The 18,038-nt window shown below is 64.5% G+C and carries 16 protein-coding genes; 8 read left to right on the forward strand and 8 right to left on the reverse strand.

All coding sequences use genetic code 11. The features are described from left to right. Positions 1–361 precede the first annotated feature (361 nt). Positions 362–1,012 (forward strand): hypothetical protein, encoded by a 651-nt coding sequence (locus EO139_RS02375; protein ID WP_126944944.1) that lies wholly within the window; start codon positions 362–364, stop codon positions 1,010–1,012. Between the two features lie 650 nt (positions 1,013–1,662). On the opposite strand, the gene EO139_RS02380 is transcribed toward EO139_RS02375, so the two are convergent. Continuing rightward, positions 1,663–4,470, reverse strand: a complete 2,808-nt coding sequence (locus EO139_RS02380; protein ID WP_126969197.1) for an HrpF/NolX family T3SS translocon protein — start codon at positions 4,468–4,470, stop codon at positions 1,663–1,665. Positions 4,471–4,598: 128 nt separating this feature from the next. Between EO139_RS02380 and EO139_RS21805 the strand changes: the two genes are divergently transcribed. Next, positions 4,599–5,000, forward strand: a complete 402-nt coding sequence (locus EO139_RS21805) for a hypothetical protein (protein WP_343136461.1) — start codon at positions 4,599–4,601, stop codon at positions 4,998–5,000. Here EO139_RS21805 and EO139_RS02390 read toward each other — a convergent pair. The 6 genes from EO139_RS02390 to rpe form a co-directional block, all read right to left on the reverse strand. Beyond that, positions 4,973–5,755 carry an SIMPL domain-containing protein gene (locus EO139_RS02390; RefSeq protein ID WP_104627356.1) on the reverse strand — a complete coding sequence of 261 codons (783 nt, stop codon included), beginning with the start codon at positions 5,753–5,755 and terminating at the stop codon, positions 4,973–4,975. The genes EO139_RS21805 and EO139_RS02390 overlap by 28 nt on opposite strands. 30 nt (positions 5,756–5,785) lie before the next feature. Next, a complete protein-coding gene (locus EO139_RS02395) occupies positions 5,786–6,850 on the reverse strand; it encodes an aminotransferase class I/II-fold pyridoxal phosphate-dependent enzyme (RefSeq protein ID WP_126969198.1) in 1,065 nt (354 codons plus the stop codon). Then, positions 6,850–8,325 carry an anthranilate synthase component I gene (gene trpE / locus EO139_RS02400; protein WP_104583485.1) on the reverse strand — a complete coding sequence of 492 codons (1,476 nt, stop codon included), beginning with the start codon at positions 8,323–8,325 and terminating at the stop codon, positions 6,850–6,852. Before trpE ends, EO139_RS02395 begins: the two co-directional genes overlap by 1 nt. 293 nt (positions 8,326–8,618) lie before the next feature. Further along, complete coding sequence (gene yegS, locus EO139_RS02405) at positions 8,619–9,548, reverse strand: lipid kinase YegS (RefSeq protein WP_119129426.1); 930 nt, start codon at positions 9,546–9,548, stop codon at positions 8,619–8,621. A 232-nt stretch (positions 9,549–9,780) separates the two neighbouring features. After that, positions 9,781–10,272 carry a GNAT family N-acetyltransferase gene (locus EO139_RS02410; RefSeq protein ID WP_104583483.1) on the reverse strand — a complete coding sequence of 164 codons (492 nt, stop codon included), beginning with the start codon at positions 10,270–10,272 and terminating at the stop codon, positions 9,781–9,783. Then, positions 10,269–10,940 carry a ribulose-phosphate 3-epimerase gene (gene rpe, locus EO139_RS02415; RefSeq protein WP_126969199.1) on the reverse strand — a complete coding sequence of 224 codons (672 nt, stop codon included), beginning with the start codon at positions 10,938–10,940 and terminating at the stop codon, positions 10,269–10,271. The genes EO139_RS02410 and rpe overlap by 4 nt, the downstream gene beginning before the upstream one ends. A 122-nt stretch (positions 10,941–11,062) precedes the next feature. Between rpe and EO139_RS02420 the strand changes: the two genes are divergently transcribed. Next, positions 11,063–11,902 (forward strand): outer membrane beta-barrel protein, encoded by an 840-nt coding sequence (locus EO139_RS02420; protein WP_126969200.1) that lies wholly within the window; start codon positions 11,063–11,065, stop codon positions 11,900–11,902. Positions 11,903–11,994: 92 nt separating this feature from the next. On the opposite strand, the gene EO139_RS02425 is transcribed toward EO139_RS02420, so the two are convergent. After that, positions 11,995–12,324 carry a DnaJ domain-containing protein gene (locus EO139_RS02425; RefSeq protein ID WP_047126203.1) on the reverse strand — a complete coding sequence of 110 codons (330 nt, stop codon included), beginning with the start codon at positions 12,322–12,324 and terminating at the stop codon, positions 11,995–11,997. A gap of 209 nt (positions 12,325–12,533) precedes the next feature. Between EO139_RS02425 and EO139_RS02430 the strand changes: the two genes are divergently transcribed. The 5 genes from EO139_RS02430 to EO139_RS02450 all read left to right on the forward strand — a co-directional run bounded on the left by EO139_RS02430 (position 12,534) and on the right by EO139_RS02450 (position 17,655). After that, positions 12,534–13,460 carry a phosphoribosylaminoimidazolesuccinocarboxamide synthase gene (locus EO139_RS02430; RefSeq protein ID WP_164739684.1) on the forward strand — a complete coding sequence of 309 codons (927 nt, stop codon included), beginning with the start codon at positions 12,534–12,536 and terminating at the stop codon, positions 13,458–13,460. A 118-nt stretch (positions 13,461–13,578) separates the two neighbouring features. Then, complete coding sequence (locus EO139_RS02435) at positions 13,579–14,271, forward strand: hypothetical protein (RefSeq protein WP_164739685.1); 693 nt, start codon at positions 13,579–13,581, stop codon at positions 14,269–14,271. A gap of 275 nt (positions 14,272–14,546) precedes the next feature. Continuing rightward, a complete protein-coding gene (locus tag EO139_RS02440; protein WP_104649146.1) occupies positions 14,547–15,053 on the forward strand; it encodes a hypothetical protein in 507 nt (168 codons plus the stop codon). A gap of 233 nt (positions 15,054–15,286) precedes the next feature. Further along, positions 15,287–15,823, forward strand: coding sequence for a hypothetical protein (locus tag EO139_RS02445; protein ID WP_104583479.1), 537 nt, complete (start codon positions 15,287–15,289; stop codon positions 15,821–15,823). Positions 15,824–15,897: 74 nt separating this feature from the next. Continuing rightward, on the forward strand, positions 15,898–17,655 hold the full coding sequence (locus EO139_RS02450; RefSeq protein ID WP_119129422.1) for a peptidoglycan-binding protein: 1,758 nt from the start codon (positions 15,898–15,900) through the stop codon (positions 17,653–17,655). The last annotated feature ends 383 nt before the right edge of the window (positions 17,656–18,038 follow it).

Below are 18,038 nucleotides of genomic sequence, written 5' to 3' on the forward strand. Positions count from 1 at the left end.
ACACCATTCCGGTAGGAGAAAGTCTCCATTACCGGATGCATAGCCGGGCAACCCCCTGCGAAAGACTCTTGCCGCGCGCGAAGATGTCCTGCTGAAAAATGTGCAACCGAGACCTGGATCATGTGCCTTGCACTCCGGAGCACGACAGGATCATGTTGCACAACCCGGATGCGGGATTAACGCCATTGCACCCCGGACATTCGATTCGCATCGCTATGCCCGACTTCGCGATGCAGGTCGCAAAAAATGGTCAGCGTGCTGCATTGTTGCCGCCCATAGCGGCCACCCCAAATATCAGGCGTGGATTCGCTATCGCGCGTTGCGTTTCACTCTATTTCATCAATACAAGCGAGTGGTATTCATGAAGGTTTCTTCCGCACCCCAGACAGCACGCTCCTACACTAACCCCGTAGTGAATTCACCCAGCGCCGAAAGGCAAAGCAGGCCGACCACAAAAAGCGATGGGCCGCTTGCACAGCTCCAGGGACGTTCCGCTCCGAAAAGATATCGCACCGCCCCCAAGCCTGCTCAGTCGAACGCACAGGCTCAGCAGATGCGGCCACTTGGCATGCCGCCATTCCATGCAGGCACCAGTAACGACTGCGGTCTTCATACGATTGCGGCACTGACCGGGCTCGCCGAGGCGGATGTTGTCAACGGGCTTGGCCTGACACCGGACAACATTCAATACATCAGCCAGCATGGCATGACGCCAGACCAGTTTACCTGGGCGATTAGTAAATTCGAAAATGGCAGTGTCAAACACCAGCGCGGATCGCCGCAAGACCTTGCAAGTGCGCTTCATCAGCTTCCAAACTACGAAAAGATTGCGATCGGCATGGAGCGTCATTCAGGCATCGGACACCTCGTTGCTGCGATGCGCCAAGGTGAAAAACTGGTCATCTGGGATCGCCAGGTCAGCCATGTAACAGAAGTGCGAACGAGAGAGGAGTTATTGAATTATTTCAATAGCAATAATGTGTCAAGTGTTCAAACGTGGTCCCGTCAGTGATTCCCGGTAGCCCGCAGCTATCCGCAGGCAACTGAAAAAACCTCTGCAACATCCTTCTGCAATTGCTGCAGGGCTGCAGCCCAAGCGCTCAGCCCTGCATTGGTCCGGCCGCTCACCTTTTCCGGGCAGGCCAGGATAATGCGCTTCGGGCAGGCGATAGCAGAGAGAGTCCCCCAGCGCGCTGGCCTCTCACGTTTCGATGCAGCGTCATTGCTCCGCTCGCCACTTCCACAGCTCTCGCGAACCCCCCCGGTCCGGGGGCCGGTGCAGGAATGCTTGCCGGTCGCAGATAACAGCCGGCAAGGGACATTGGCGTGCAAGGTAGCAAGATGGTGGCCGCCAACCTTTGTCAGGCGGCTGTGGGTAACCCTTGCGCTGCGCGCTGCCGGTCGATAAGACTGCGTTCGTTCGGCACTCGGGAGGTGCAAGACGACCCAATGCAGCGTCCAGCTGGGCTGGCAATCTCGCTTATACGGATACGCTCACTCGCAGTGGTGAACAGGTATGTGCGGCAAAATTTATTGCAGCCCCCGTCTATCGAACCGCGAGAGCGTGCGCCTGAAATCAGTTAATCGGCACGCCAATGCATCAGGCGATCGTGGTGATCGCCCTGCACTGCTCTCACAGCAAACGCCGAACGAAGGCGAGCATTACCTGCGCCGCCCACCCCTCAAGCTCCTGAGATTCTCCTTCGTATCCGCCTCGAAATTGTCTGCAATGGGCTTGGGAATAGTCTGTTTACCCAGTGGCACCCCGCCCGCGTCTTCCAGATTCTGGCGAATCTCGCCTTTCTTCTTCTCCTTGTCCAATCGCATCTCTTCGTAATGCAAACCTGCCAACACGGGCACTTTGAGCATCTCAGTCGATTTGCTGATGCTGCTACCTACTAAATAACCTTTAACCGCATCAGTTGGCTGTTGCCGCTCGGCTGCCCCCTTGCCTGCTCCCTTGGCTGCGCCCTCGGCTGTCCCCTTGGCCGCGCCTTCGCCTGCGCCCTTGCTCGCCCCCTTGGCTGCGCCCTCACTTGCCGCCTTGGCAGCGCCCTCGGCGACCCCTTTGGCGGCCCCCTTGGCTGCGAGCCTGGCCGTAGGTCCGCCGACAGCGCCAACCACCGCCCCAGCCATGTTGATGCCGGCGAGTTTCCACGCGAGCGACATGTCGCCGCCTTGCAGTGCGGTGTCGAGGACCTGTGCTGCCTGCGCTTCGCTCTCCAGTGCCAGCGCTGCTGCATCGGCAAACTCGCCGATGACGGGGATGCCGTTCAGTGCACTCAGTCCGACCGAGGCCCAGTCCAGGATCTTGCTGTCCCATTTCAGGAACTCATGCAATCCCTTGCCGACGGTACCGATGTCCTTTTTCTTCTTCTTGATCTCGGGTTGATCGGCCTTGCCCATCAACATGTCCGCGACGGCCTTCTGCTGGTCGGGTGATGTGGCTGCGTGCGTGGGCGATTTCTCCACGGTCTTGTTGGCCGCCGTCATATGTTCGTAGAACTGCTGAAAGTCCTTGTTGCTGATCTTGCCCGAGTCGACGACATGGCCGCCGCCGAAGAAGCTGTGGGGCTTCTTGTAGCCGGTGATCGAGTTGTTCAACACGCCGAACAGCAGCGGGTCGCCCAACAGCTGTTTGGCGGCATCGCGAACTGCGGGGTCGGCCTTGTCGTCTTTGGCGATCGTGTCGAGCTTGTCGCGCGTCACCTCCTTGCCGTCGCCGAAAAACGCGTCCTGGTGGCTGTTGATGGTATCCAGCGTTTTCAGTTCTGGCGCGGTCAGGTGCATCTGCGATGCGGATTTCTGCAGAAAATCCGGGGTACTCATCGTACCCGAGTCTCCCGCCAGCGCCTTCCACTGATCGGGGTGCTCACGGAAATACTGCGCGGCAGCGATGACCTGCGGTGGGCGCTTCTGGGTCTTGTCGTCGCCTTCGACCAGGTGCTTGAACGCGTCCTGGTTCAGATCCTTCGGCAGATAGTCCGAATAACGATAGAACTCGCGCATCGCGTCGCTCTCGGTCATGACCGTGGGCTCGGTCTTGTCCGGGCTGTCCGACGCCACATAGTTTTGCGTGTAGCCCTTGGCTTGCTTGGTGGCGTACTCCGCTACCTGCGCGTGGCCGGCCGAGAACTTGCCGAGATCGCCGGCGGTGATCTTGCCGCCACATTTGCCATCGCCCTGCGAGCCGATAGCGAAGAACAGCCGCGGGTCCTTTTGCAGTTCCGTCAATGCCTTCTTCAGATCCGGCGGTGTCGCCGGGTCGTTGATCTTCGCATCGAGATCGGCCCACGCGAGCGGCAGCTTGTCTTTGTGGCGATCGAGCGTGGTGACGATCTCCAACTCGTTCTGGGTGAGCGTCCCGCCATCCCACGTGACCGAAGAGCCGTCCACCGGCGGCGGCAGGTCGCGCCCTTTCATTTTTTCGGGATTGTAGGTCGCGTTCTTCCCACCCATGGCAGTGACTTGCGGATGGCGATCGGCAAAGTCGTAGAGGTTGGCCGCAATCAGCTTGCCATTGCACTTGCCCTGGTCGTCGTGGTGGTGCTTGCCGTGTCCCTGGGATGCCATTGCGAAGAACAGGCCGGGATCCTGCTGCAGGCCTTGCAGGGCTTTTTTCAGGTCAGGCGGCGTGGCCGGATCGTTGACCTTTTCATCGAGCTTGGCGAACTCGATCGGCGTCATGTCGCGATGCTGATTGAGCGTTGAAACGATCTCCAGCTGGGATTGCGTGAGCGTGCCGCCGTCCCAGGTGACCGTGGAGCCCTCTGCTGCCGGCGGCGGCGTGTCTCCCTTGATATTTTTGGGATTGAACTCGGCGTTCTTCCCGCCCAGATCGGTCACCTGTTGATGGTGGTCTGCAAAATCCCACAAATCGGCGGCCTTGATCTTGCCGCCGCATTTGCCATCGCCCTGCGAGCCGATGGCAAAGAACAGACGCGGGTCTTTCTGCAGGCCTTGCAGCGCGCTCTTCAGATCGGGGGGTGTGGATGGGTCGTTGATCCTGTCGTCGAGTTTTGCGAACTCAAGCGGCATCTTGTCCTTATGCTGATTGAGTGTCGAAACAATCTGGAGCTCCGATGCGGTGAGCGTGCCGCCGTCCCAGGTCACCGACGATCCATCCACCGCAGGCGGCAGCTTGGATCCCTTGATGTCCTTGGCATCGAAGGGGGTCGCTAGCGTCGGCCAGGAGGTGCGCTTCTCGATCGGCTGGCTGGCCTGCATGTCGTCAGCCGAAGGCGTGGACAACCCAGCAATGCCGCTGCCTGATCCATCGTTTGGCGCATTGCCATAGATGGCGGCAAGCAGCTGGTAGATCTGCTGCAGGAACAGGTTATCCATCGCCAGCAACAGATCGGAGTCGTTCATGGCCGAATCGGATCCGGGCGCCTCCGGAGACGAGGCGTCATCCGTGAGAGGGAGAAACAGACCGGCAGCACTCCCGGTCGATAGCGTGTTGAGCGACATGTGCGGCCTCGCAGTGACAGAGCAGTGACAGAGCAGCTGCATATGAGTACATGCTCATACGGTCACACGGGCATGTCTCATGCGGCGAGCACAAATGTTGCCACCGCCGGTACGGGGCGCATGCACCGATGAACTATTTTGGCGAAAAAAGCGCAAGAAACCGCGCGCAGACGACGAGCCTGCAAACCGGCGTAGAGGTAAGACACCCCCGCGCCACGATGGTGTCGCTGCCTGTGCCGATATCGGTCATGTCGGTCTCGATGGTCACCGTGCCGGTACGATCCGGCGCGCACGCACCCGCCTTGGACATCGGCGCGCCGCACACGGCAGCGGCCATGCCAATCCCGATCAGCCATTGCCCGTCGCGCACGCTGGCGTGCGCCGCCTGTTTTAACAGCGCGCGCGCCTTGTCATGCTCGGCGCGTGCAGTGGCCAGCGATATCTCCGGATACTTGCCCGTGGCATGGACGTTTTCCTTGCAGGCGATCCGGATGGCAGCGGCTCACTGCGCGATCAGGAACACCGCATAGATGTTTTCGGTGTAGGTGATCGTGCCGGTCAGCAGGCTTTCGCCGATGCCCTGGGCTCCGGCGCTTGGCGCAGGCGGCGGCGGTGGGGCCGGTGGCGAAGGCGGCGACACCACCGAGCCTGGCTTTGGCGCTGCGGGGGCCGACCAGGTGCCCGCCTCGACGCCATAGGCAAAATTGGGGGCGACATCGGAGATGCTGTAGATCCCGCCGAGCCGCACGCCGTAAGCAGCGGCCAGCCCTTGGGCCGATTCGCGCGACTGCGTGGCGGCTTCGCGCTTGAGGTCTGCACGCAAGGCAGCGGCATCGGCGTAGGCGGTCTGCATCGACAGCACCTGGACATGCTCATTGGCCTCCAAGCCGCCGAGAAAGGCACGCACATCCTTCAAGGACGTAAAGGTGCCGCGGATCTTGCGCTCCACGCGAGTGCCTTCGAAGACCGATTTACCCGCCTCGTAACGCGATTGCGGCGCAATCGACAACGCAGAGGCATACAGCGAGTCCTTGAGCACGCGGTTGCGCTGCAACCCATCCAGGACCACACGGGCGCGCTCTTCGACGAACGTGCGTGCCAGGTCGGGCTGCAGATTGGTGTTGCTGACCTTCAGATCGACGATGAACCGGTCCGGGTCCACGGTCCGATAGGCCTGCCCCTTCACCAGCAAGTGCGGCTGCGAGGGCAGCGTATTGATCTGCGCTGTGCCCACGGCAGGTAGCATGAGGGCGGTGGCAAGCATCCAGCCGGCGAATCTGTTCATTGTCGTCTTCCTTGATGGCGAGTGATGCCCCTACAGCGCGGGGTCCTGCAGAAGCGCCGCCACGTCCGCACACAGCCGATCGACCGCCGCCGGCGTGGTGGCCCATGAGGTCACGAAGCGAATGACCAGGCGGCCATCGCTGCGGGTTTCCCAGCGTTCGAAATCGTAGCGCCGGGCGAGCTGTTCGGCCTGCGCTGCGCTGACAACGATGAACTGCTGGTTGGTCGGCGAGTCGCTGGTGAACTGCACGCCAGCGGCCAGCAAGCCGGCGCGCAAGCGCTGCGCCATGGCATTGGCATGCGCGGCCAGCTCGAGGAACAGGCCGTCTTCGAACAAGGTGGCGAACTGCGACCCCAGCAGCATGCCCTTGGCCAGCAGTGCGCCGCGTTGCTTGATCAGATAACGGAAGTCCGCCTGCAATGCCGGAGTGACGATGACCAGCGCTTCGCCGAGCAAGGCGCCGTTCTTGGTGCCGCCGATGTAGAACGCATCGGTCAGCGCGGCGATCGTCGGCAGGTCCAGATCGTTGCCATCCGCTGTCAGCGCGGCGCCCAGGCGTGCGCCATCCAGGTACAGCAGCAGGTCGTGTGCGCGGCAGAAACGCGACAGCGCCTGGAGTTCGGCACGCGTGTAGATGGTGCCGCTCTCGGTGCTGTTGGAAATGTAGACCAGACGTGGTTGCACCATGTGCTCGTTGCCATGCACGTCCAGCAACGGCTGGATCAGCGCCGGCGTCAGCTTGTCGTGCAACGCGGGCACGGCCAGCACCTTGTGGCCGGTGGCTTCGATGGCGCCGGTTTCGTGCGTGGCGATGTGCCCGGCCTCCACCGCGATCACCGCCTGGTGCGGGCGCAGGAACGCCGCGATCGCGGTCAGGTTGGTCTGGGTGCCGCCGACCAGCAGATGCACGTCGGCCTGTGCCTGCGCGACTGCATTGCGAATCAATGCAGCCGCACGCGCGGTGTGGCGATCGGTACCATAGCCGGCGTTCTGTTCGGCGCTGGCCTGTGCCAGGGCCTGCAGCAGGCGCGGATGCGCGCCCTCGCTGTAGTCGTTGCGGAAGCTGATGCGCATCGCGTTGCCCTGCCCGTCCATCACAACCCCTTGGCCGCCTGCGCAACCGCACGGAACAGCGCACGCCCCTTGTTCATGGTCTCCTGCCATTCCAGGTCCGGGTCGGAGTCGTAGACCACGCCGCCGCCGGCCTGCACGTACAGATACCCGTCCTGGATCACGGCGGTGCGGATCGCAATGGCGGTGTCGGCATCGCCATGCCAGCCGATATAGCCGACTGCGCCGGAATAGACGTTGCGCTTGACCGGCTCCAGCTCGCGGATGATCTCCAGCGCGCGAATCTTCGGCGCGCCGCTGACGGTGCCGGCCGGGAAGGTGGCGCGCAGCACGTCGCTGTAATTCAGGCCGGCCTTGAGCGTGCCGGTGACCTCGCTGACGATATGCATCACGTGGCTATAGCGTTCGATCACGAACTGCTCGCCCACCTTGACCGTACCCGGTTCGGCCACGCGGCCGACATCGTTACGACCCAGGTCGATCAGCATCACGTGCTCGGCGCGCTCTTTCGGGTCGGCCAGCAACTCTTCTTCCAGCGCCTTGTCCAGCTCCGGTGTTGCGCCGCGTGGGCGGGTACCGGCGATCGGACGCACGGTGACCACGCCATCGCGCAGGCGCGCCAGGATTTCCGGCGAGGAGCCGACCACCTGGGTACCGCCGACATCGAGAAAATACATGTACGGCGATGGATTGAGCGCACGCAGCGCGCGATACACATCCACCGGACGCGCGCGGAACGGCACGCGCAAGCGTTGCGACGGCACCACCTGGAAGATGTCGCCGGCACGCACGTATTCCTGCGCCTTGCGCACCACCGCGTGGTATTCCTCGCGGGTAAACGAGGAGCGGAAATCCGACTCGTCGATCGCATCGGAAATCTGCGCCTGCGGATACCCCGCGCCGCCCTGACGCAGGCGGTGCGCCAGTTCGTCCAGGCGTCGGTTGGCGCGCACATAGGCCTGCGGCTGGCGCGGGTCGGCGTGCACGATCAGGTACAGCCGGCCCTTGAGGTTGTCGAACACCGCCAGCTCTTCGGACAGCATCAGCAGGATGTCCGGCGTGCCCAGCTCATCGGGTTTGTCGCCGGTGCCCAGGCGCGGCTCGATGTACTGGATGCACTCGAAACCGAACCAGCCGACCAGGCCACCGGTGAAACCGGGCAGGCCGTCGAGCTGCGGCACCGAGTGCTCGGCGCGCAAGGCGTCGACTTCGGCCAGCGGGTCGGCGACCTCGCGGGTTTCCAGCACTTCGCCGTGCTCGCTGATTTCCAGCGTGTGCCCGCGGAAGCTGTACACGCGCCGCGCCGGCAGGCCGATGATGGAATAGCGCCCGAAGCGTTCGCCACCTTCGACCGATTCGAACAGATAGGTGTAGGCGCCGTCGGCGAGCTTCAGATAGACCGACAGCGGCGTGTCCAGGTCGGACAGCACTTGCCGGACAACGGGGATACGGGTGTGACCTTCAGCGGCCTGGCGCTGGAACTGCTCTGCAGTGATCAAGACGACTTTCCTTCCGGGACTCTGTGGCGGGGCGGACGACGGCAACGGGCCACCATCGCCACCAGCGGCGAGCGGAAGAGAAGGAGCGTGGAGTCGTCAGGCGGGACACGCCGCTACTGTAGCGCAACTGCCGCGCAAGGGCAGCAGGCGCGAGACCAAAGCCGCGCAAACCGCGAAGCCGAGCCAGTCCGGCCTGGGTGTCTTACAGCCCGTGACACCAACACGCCGCAACACCCGATCTATCGCTCTATCGCTTTTCCGATTCCCCAATCCCGATTCCCGATTCCCAGCCCTCAAACGCTCCGCAACGGGCACTCCACCGGCAAATGCATCCGCAACCGCGCCGGCACGCATTCGATGCGGAAATGCAGCGAGGTCTCCGGCTCGCCATCCAGGTTCAAGGTCAGCGGCTGGTGCGAGACGATCTCCAGCCACGGCAGCCGCGCGCGCACGGCCACGCGCTCCAGCGCGGCCTGTTTGCCGCCGGTGACCAGGGTACCGAGGGTGGCGGCCACTTCGCCGTTGAGCGCAGGCACGATGGTGACGTCGAGCAGGCCGTCGTCGATCAGGGCCTCCGGGCACAGCGCCTGGCCGCCACCGGCCTGGCGTCCGTTGCCCAGGCCAAGTGCAATGAACTCGCCTTCCCAACGGAAGTCCGGGCCGCTGAAGCGGGCGCTGATCGGGTCGATCCGGCCCAGCCGCGACATGCCGGTGATCAGATACGCCAGGCCACCGAGCATCTTCTTCAGGCCTTCGTCGGTTTCGACGGTGACCTGGGTGCCGAACCCGCCGCTGGCGACGTTGGCGCACCAGTGCGGGCCGTGCTCGGCGTCGATGCGCAGCAGGTCGATCGGCTCGGCCGCACGCTCGGCGATCAACGTCAACGCGGCGAGCGGCTCGATCGGCAGATTGGCGGCGGTGGCGAAGTCGTTGGCGGTCCCCAGCGGCACCAGGCCCAGCGACGGCAGCGTGGCGGCGTCGGCCGTGTGATGCGCCAGCGCGGCGGCCACTTCGCTCAAGGTACCGTCGCCCCCGGCCGCGATCACGGTGTGGGCGCCGTCGGCAACCGCTTCGCCGACATAGCGCTCGGCATCGCCGTCTTCCCAGGTGACCCGCACCTCGAGCTGGATGCCGCGCTTGCGCAGCGTTCCCACAGCCTCACGCAGGTCCAGGTTGTCGGTGGACTTGCCGTTGAGGATCAGACGCCAGTGGGACGCGGCCATGCACGCTGCCAATGCTGTGAGGGTGGTGGCCGCAGGCTAGCAGCGGCCCGCTGCGTGCCTCGTGAATACGCAGCGTCGCCCGGCTGTCATCGGCATGTCACCGATGACCCGGAGAGTGGAAGGCCATAGCAGGGACGACGGGCGGAGGCAGGATCAGCCTCCAATTTTCCTGAAGGCCGCTCCGGTGGGGCGGCCTTCTTCTTGCGTGCCACGGCGGCGCGGCAGGCCGCGCTCAGGTACCGGCGGCGAAGGCGGCCAGGCGCTCGCCGTCGAGCCGGTAGACCGTCCAGCCGTCCATCGGGCGCGCACCGGCCGCCTGGTAGAAGTCGATGGCCGGCTGGTTCCAGTCCAGCACCGACCATTCGAAACGCCCGCAGCCACGCTGCACGGCCAACCGGGCCAGATGCCGCAACAAGGCCAGGCCGGCGCCCTGCCCGCGCGCCTGCGGACGCACGAACAGGTCTTCCAGATACAGACCGTTGCGGCCGAGCCAGGTCGAGTAGTTGAAGAAATACACCGCAAATCCCAGCGCCTGGCCATCCTGCTCGCAGATCAGTGCATGCGCGGTGGCCCCGTCGCCGAACAGGCTGGTGCGCAGGTCCTCCGGGCTGGCCTTGACCGCATCGGGCTCGCGCTCGTACACCGCCAGTGCGGTGATCAGCTCGTGCAGCAGCTGCGCATCGTTCGGCGTGGCAGCGCGGATCTGCAGCGTGGGCGCGCTCATCGCACCGCGTCCACCGCTGCGCGCATCTGCGCGATCACCTGCGCATAGTCGGGCGCGTTGAAGATCGCCGAGCCGGCGACGAAGGTGTCGGCACCGGCCGCAGCGATCGCGCCGATGTTGTCGGCCTTGACCCCGCCGTCGATCTCCAGCCGGACCGGCTTGCCCAGCGCGTCGATCTTCTTGCGGATGGCGCGCAATTTATCCAGCGCCGAGGGAATGAAGGCCTGCCCGCCGAAGCCGGGGTTGACCGACATCACCAGCACCAGATCCAGCTCGGGCAGCACCCAGTCCAGGATGTCCACCGGGGTGGCCGGGTTGAGCACCAGGCCGGCCTGGCAGCCGTGCGACTTGATCAGCTGGATCGTGCGGTGCACATGGCGGCTGGCTTCGGGATGGAAGCTGATGGTGGTGGCGCCGGCCTCGGCGAAGTCCGGCACGATGCGGTCCACCGGCTCGACCATCAGGTGCACGTCGATCGGCGCGACGATGCCGTGCTTGCGCAGCGCCTGGCACACCATCGGGCCGATGGTGAGGTTGGGCACGTAGTGGTTGTCCATCACGTCGAAGTGCACCCAATCGGCGCCGGCCTTCAGGACGTTGCTCACTTCCTCGCCCAGGCGGGCGAAATCGGCGGACAGGATGGACGGGGCAATCGCCGTCGGTTGCATGGGCAGCTCGTCAAGGAACGGGACACGCATTGTCGCAGGCACGCAACGCCAGTGCATCCGCGCCGGTCCCGCCTGCGTATGCACCTGACCGGCGCACCGCGCCCTTTCGCCAAGGACACCGCATGAAGACCACCCCGCTCGCCTCCGCTGCGCTTGTTTTGATGGCCCTGGCCCCATCCGCCTGGGCACAGACCGGCCCGGCCGACTGGTCAGGTTTCTCGATCGGCGCCAATGTCGGCGGTGCCGACGTCAGCGGCGTTTCCGGCGGCCGCTTCGGCTTCGACACCAACCTGGACGGCCGCGATGGCGACCAGGTCAGCACCCCGACCGGCGCCGATGCCTTCTCGCCCGGATTCTGCGGCGGCGCGGCGGCCGGGCGCACCCCGGCCAGCGGCTGCAGCAAGGACAAGGGCGGCGCCGAATACGGCGCGCGGCTGGGCTACGACTGGCAGGCCGGCAACTGGGTCTACGGCGTGGTCGCCGAATACACCCGCAACGACCTGCGCGACAGCGTCAGCGCCTTCAGCACCACCCCGGCGTTCTACACCTTCACCCGCCAGCTCAACCGCACTGCCGCCCTGCGCGGCCGCATCGGCTATGCCTTCGGCGCACAGGGTGACTATCTGGCCTATGTCACCGCCGGCGTGGCACGCGGCGAGTTCGACCACAGCTTCTCCAGCAGCAACACCGCCAACAGCTTCACCAGCAGCGGCGGCGACAGCGCCGACGGCTACCAGGCCGGCCTGGGCCTGCAGCGCCGCTTGAGCGACAACGTCTCGGTCGGCGTGGAGTACCTGTTCACCCGCCTGCAGGACGAAGACACCCGCGTGCGTGTCGGCCCGGGCACCGCGCCGGCCACCAACCCGTTCCTGCGCGTCAACCCGGCCGGTACCAATCTGCGCCGCACCGATACGGACTTCTCGTCGAATGCGGTGCGCCTGACGGCGACCTACCGCTTCTGAGTTCTGGAGCTTGCGTGACCACGCCCGACCTGCAAGGGGTCGGGCGTGTTTGATGGTGGCGCCAATGCCGATGCCGGAACGCGGCGGCTGGATCAGCGTTTACGCAGGCGCTGGATCCGGTCGTAGGCCGCATTGATCTGGCTGGCTTTCCGCTCGGCCTGGCGGCGTGCTTCCGGCTCGGCGTTGGCCACCTTGTCCGGGTGGTAGCGCGACATCAGCCGGCGATAGGCCAGGTCGATCTCGGCAGTGGTGGCGTCCGGCTCCAGTCCCAGCGCCTCGTACGGGTTTTCGGCGCGGCGCTTGAACCAGCCGGCGTCCACCGCATGCCCGATCGCCAGGCCGATCATCAGCCCGACCACCGGCGCGCCGCGGAACAGCAGGGCGCCGGCCAGTGCGCCGAGCAGTTTTCCATACCAGGACATGGGCGATCGGGGGGGCGGGAAGGCGGGCTGGCGATCTTACCCGAACGCCCGCCCGGCCTGGCTGACGCGGCCTGCACGCCGGCCCGCAGGCGGGCTCCAATAAATACAGCGGCGCGCACCGAAGCGCCGTACACTACGCGGCCCGCTGCCCACCCGCGGGCCCGCCGGGTCCCGGGGACAGCGTCATTGCGACGTCCTTAGGAGTGCCTGTGTCGACCACGCTGTTGCAATCCGATCTGCCCGGCCTGCCGTTGCGTCACCGTGGCAAGGTCCGCGATGTCTTCGACATTCCCCGCGAGCGCCTGCCCGCCGATGCGCCCCCGGGCGATTATCTGTTGATGGTGGCGACCGACCGCCTGTCCGCGTTCGACGTGGTGCTGCCCGACCCGATCCCCGGCAAGGGCGAGATGCTGTGCCAGGTGTCCAACTTCTGGTTCCACAAGACCGAGCACCTGATGCCCAACCACCTGGTCGACATCACCGTGGAGCAGGTGCTGCCCGAAGGTGTGGACGCGGCGCTGTATGCCAGGCGCGCGGTCGTCACGCGCAAGCTCAAGCCGGTGCCGGTGGAAGCGATCGCACGCGGCTATCTGATCGGCAGCGGCTGGAAGGATTACCAGCGCACCGGCAAGATCAGCGGCATCGAACTGCCCGACGGCCTGCGCCAGGCCGAGAAACTGCCCGAGCCGATCTTTACCCCGTCGACCAAGGCCGCGGTCGGCGACCATGACGAAAACATCGACTTCGACGCGATGGTCATGACCGTCGGCGCCGAGCTTGCCGAACGCGTCCGCGATGCCACCTTGCGCATCTACCGTTTCGCCGCCGATTTCGCCGCCGAACGCGGCATCCTGCTGGCCGATACCAAGTTCGAATTCGGCACCGATGCCGATGGCCGCCTGTACATCATGGACGAGATGCTGACCCCGGACTCGTCGCGTTACTGGCCCGCCGACCAGTACGAACTCGGCACCAGCCCGCCCAGCTACGACAAGCAGTTCGTGCGCGATTACCTGGAAACCCTGGACTGGGGCAAGACCGCCCCCGGCCCCAGCCTGCCGGCAGACGTGATCGAACGCACGCGCGCAAAATATGCCGAGGCATTGCAGCGGTTGGCGGGTATTTCGGTCGATTGATCTCCAAGGCCCCGCTCCTGGGGCTTTGAGGCCGTATTAAAGCAACAATGGCAGGCAGCGCTCTTTATTGGGCGCTGAAGGACGCACCTGACGCGGTCTGTTGCCCAAGGAAGTCGCAATGGCACTCTCTTATTGTTCGTTCCGCAGATTGCCGGGGTTACGTAACGCACTGCTGCCCGGGCTGCTTGCAGTAAGCGCGTGCAGCGCCGGCGAATCAGCAGCTCCTGTCGCGCCACCAGTCACATCCACGGCGTCTGCAGCAGCACATGCCGCCTCTCCTGGTGGCGCTTCCCGCAATGACCGGCTCGCTGCCTTACTGCAGGCAGCCGGCGTGCAGTGCGCCGATGCGAACATGGCAAAAGGCTGTACGGCCGGAAATGTCGATGCCGGCGATTTCTATGACGTAGAGCTCTCACCTGCATGTGGCAATACGGGCTTCTTTGCCGGCGTGGCGCAAGCAAACGGGGTGGATGTACTCGACGCGGTGCCAACCACTGGAAGTAATGCGATCGCAAGAGCCAGGCTGGCGCAGGGCCAGCTCGTCTGCATCCAGGCGATCGGCCGCGCTGGGCAGACCCCGCTGTATTACTACGTAATCGCGATCCCTGCAGACACTGTCGCCCAATGCAAGAACAACCCGGCATGCGGAACATACGGCGACAGGCCGATCCAACGCTCGAGCACCGCCACTGGTGACAGCTGCCACGCCGCCGCACCGGGCCAGTACGTCGGCGAGTGCGCGCAGGGATGGGTGGGTGCGGATGCACTCGATGTGTTTTCAAACGGGATAGAGTCACCCGCGCCGGCCTGATCAATCCGCAGGTAACCCCTAATCAAATCATCATGATTTTTGCGAAGGCGGGATTTGCGTTAGCCTGGCGCGTGTTGGCGGCAATCACCGGCAATGGAACGACCCGAGCGCCGGGGCACGGATCGTCGGGCGGGTGGCTCTCCTGGGGTGTTGGCCTGCCGCCTGCCGGCCGGTTTGGGTCACCCTCGGTACCGCAAGCCTTCACACATTTGCAGGTAGCGCGCGGATAGCATCCCGCCCGCGCACCCGTTGCCCACCATGATCAGGAGGATCCCTTGGCCCTTTTCCGCACGTCCCTGCACGCGCTCGCACTGAGCCTGGCGCTGGTTGCCTGCAAACCGCAAGCAGAGCCAGCCGGCGCTGCGATGCCTGCTGCGGCTGCCGCGCCTGCCGCCTCGCCACCTGCTGCCGCTGCAGCAACGCCTGCCCAGCCGGCAACCTGCCCCAACGCCGACTTCGCTACGTTTCTGAAAAGCTTCAGTGCGGACATCGCGGTACAGGAAAAGGCCACGGCCAATCCGCTGACGATGATTCAACTCGACCCGGACGCACAGCCCGAGCCGGCGCCGGTCACCCGTACGGTTGCGCTGGCCGACGTTGAATGGCCCGTCATCCCGAACCTGGAGGCGGCCCGCAACGGCGGCCGCGAAGTCACGATTTCCGAAGAAGCCGATGGCCGCCAGGTGCTGGTCCGCACACCGGACACCGGCGATCAGCAGGTCTACCACTTCGCCCAGCGCCCTTGCTGGATGCTGGTCAAGGTGGACGACCAATCCCTGTAATCTGCGCGCCAGCGGCCGCGCCGTTCATCGCATACCTGCCATCGTTCCAGGAGATAACCTTGCGCCCTTTCCGATTGATCGGCCCTGCATTGGCAGTTGTCCTTGCGGCCTGTAACGGCCCCCAGGCCGGCGGTGCAACCGAGCAGCCGACGGCTGCTGCCGACACTGCGGCGACGCAGTCGTCCGCACCTGCCGCAACACCCCCCGCATCACCGACACAAGGGACTGTACCTATGGGCACGATAGACTCCTTCATTCCGGCAGGATCGAAGGCCCTGGAGACCATCCGTGGCGATCTGACTGGCGCGGGGCGCTCCGATGCGCTGGTGGTGATTTCCCCGCCAGCCACTGGTGCGGAAAAGCTCGGTGAAGGGCAGCCGCGTACGGTCCTGTTGCTGACACAGACTGCCGACGGCGCGCTGAAAAAGGCTGCCGAAAACAGCAAGATCGTCCCATGCGCCCGGTGTGGCGGCCTGGCAGGCGACCCCTATGCGTTTTCGCGCATCCAGCCCGGGCAATTCACCATTTCCATTTCCGGCGGATCGCGTGAGCGCTGGGCAGACGACTTTACATTCAAGTACTCGGCAGACAAGCAGAGCTGGTTGCTGGACAAGGTGGTGCGTGACCTGTCCGATACCGAGACCGAGCAGCACAACACCCTGGAATTGACCACCAAGGATTTCGGCACGGTGGCATTCGCGGAATTTGATCCCTCCACATTGAAGAAAGCTGCGGCATTGGACGACGCCGCAGCCGAGAAGGCGAATTAAACGGAAGTAATGGTTTGCACGGACAAGGAAGGAGTCCGTTATTTCATGTTGCTGAGAAATGAGGAGTTACACCCATGGCAACCGATCGCGAAACAGGGCTGCTCCAATCAGCCTATGCAGCAGGCATTACCCAGCCGAAGGAGCTGGCAAACTTCATGGCCCAGGTGGGTCATGAGTCGATGGGCCTCAACCGCCTGGAAGAAGGGTTCCGCTATACGCATGGATCCTCGCAGGTGAGTTCGAAGGTGCGATCCGCACTGCGTGAGGGGCCCGAGGCCCTGGAGCAGGCGCGTCTGGATGCCCTGCGCGGGCAACCGGAAAAACTGGCCGAATTGATGTATGGCGGGCGCATGGGCAATAACGAGCCCGGCGATGGCTACCTGTACCGTGGCCGCGGTTACATGCAGCTCACCGGCAAGGATCAATATCGTGCGGCCGGCGAAGCGTTGAACCTGGACCTGGTGGCGCACCCCGATCTGGCGGCACAACCTGAGAACGCATCCCGCATCGCGACCTGGTACTGGCAGAACAACGTGCCACAGGCCGCCAGGCAGGACGCGCATGCGGCAGGCGTTGCGATCAACGGCGGCGATCCGCCGAATGGATTGGCCGACCGCGAGAACCGGTTTGCCCGCTGGCAGCGCGATATCACTCCAGAGCTGATGAACAACCTGGCACACGGCCAGCTCGGACAGCCGGTGCAGCCCGCTGCGCCAGCACCTGCGCAGCCGCAGCATGGCGGTTCCAGCACGTTTCAGCACACGATGGAACGGATGCTCCCGCCGCAGAACGGGACGGCGCCGCACATCACCGGCCATTACGGCGAGCATCGCAGTGCCCGCGATCACGGCGGTACCGACTTCAACTACCAGGGTGGCCAGACAGGCCGCAACCTGCAGCACCCGACGGTGCATTCGCCGGTCTCCGGAACCGTGACGTTTGCGGGCGGCAACTACGGCACTGTCAAGATTCGCGATGCACAGGGTAACTCGCACGAGATCCTGCACCTGGACGCACTCAAGGTGAAAGAAGGTCAGGCGCTGTCCGCGGGCGATGCCATCGGCACGATGGGTGGACGCGGCCCGAACGGCAACAGCCAGTACGCACAGCATGTGCATTACCAACTGCGCGATGCCAGCGGCAAGTTGACCAGCCCGGAGACGTTCTGGAATCAGGGTCATCAGCAGGAGTCGGGCGCGCGCCACTCCCAGCCAGCGACACCGGCGGGCAATGGCACGCTGCGGCATGGCGAGCAGGGCGGCGATGTCGGCAAGCTGCAGCAGGACCTCAACCGGCTTGGCGTGCGCGATGCGCAGGGCAACCGGCTTGCCGAGGATGGTCGCTTTGGCGACAACACGCGGGAGGCAGTGATTGCGTTCCAGAAGCAGCACGGACTGCAGCCCGATGGCGTGGTGGGGCGCAACACGCAGGCCGCGTTGTCCGCACAACCGGCACAGGCACAGGCACAGGCAGCACAGACGCCTGTCGCTGCGCCCAAGGGCCCGTCGCTCGACGATGCCTCGCACCCGGACCATGCCTTGCACACCGCGATCCGCAGCAGGCTGCCCAGCATGATCTCCAACGAGACGGCGGCCCACGTCACGCTGCAGGCCAAGCAGAACGGGATCGATTCGGCAGACAAGCTGCAGAACGTCACCGTGCAGGATGGCAAGGCGTTCGTCATGGGCACCACGCCGGGCTTCCGTGCGGCGGTGGATCTGAACCAGCCTGCCCCCACGCTGGAGCAGACCAGTGCGCAATTGCTGGCTGGCCAGGCTTCGCAGCAGCGCGCTCAGGACGAGCAGCAGAGGGTCGCGATCGGCGGCCGCTGAGGGCTCAACGGTGCAGCAAGAAAAAACCGGCCAGGTCTCTGGCCGGTTTTTTTGTGCGTGTCCTTTCGGCATTGCCGCCGAGAGCGATGCGGCAACCGTGCCTCGGCACACACGCATCAGCGCGTTGCTTTCGCCATTCGCCGTTGGCCGATTGCCTGCCACCGGAGATCGACACACCTTCCAGACGTCGGTTAGACACGGCCTGCAGCGCTGATGACGTCCCACACGCAGCGCCACGTCGGGCGCTCTGCGATGCCCTCCACATCGCAAAGTGGCGCGGCGCACAGAACGCAACACAGCTGTAACTTTTCCTACTGCGCTGTCATGGACTGTGCAAGTTTATCTGCAGGCACCTGTTGCCAGTCGCGATCGGCCGTGATGCG

It is taken from the genome of Xanthomonas sp. BRIP62411, from assembly GCF_003993525.1.
In the GTDB taxonomy this organism is placed as follows: domain Bacteria; phylum Pseudomonadota; class Gammaproteobacteria; order Xanthomonadales; family Xanthomonadaceae; genus Xanthomonas; species Xanthomonas euroxanthea.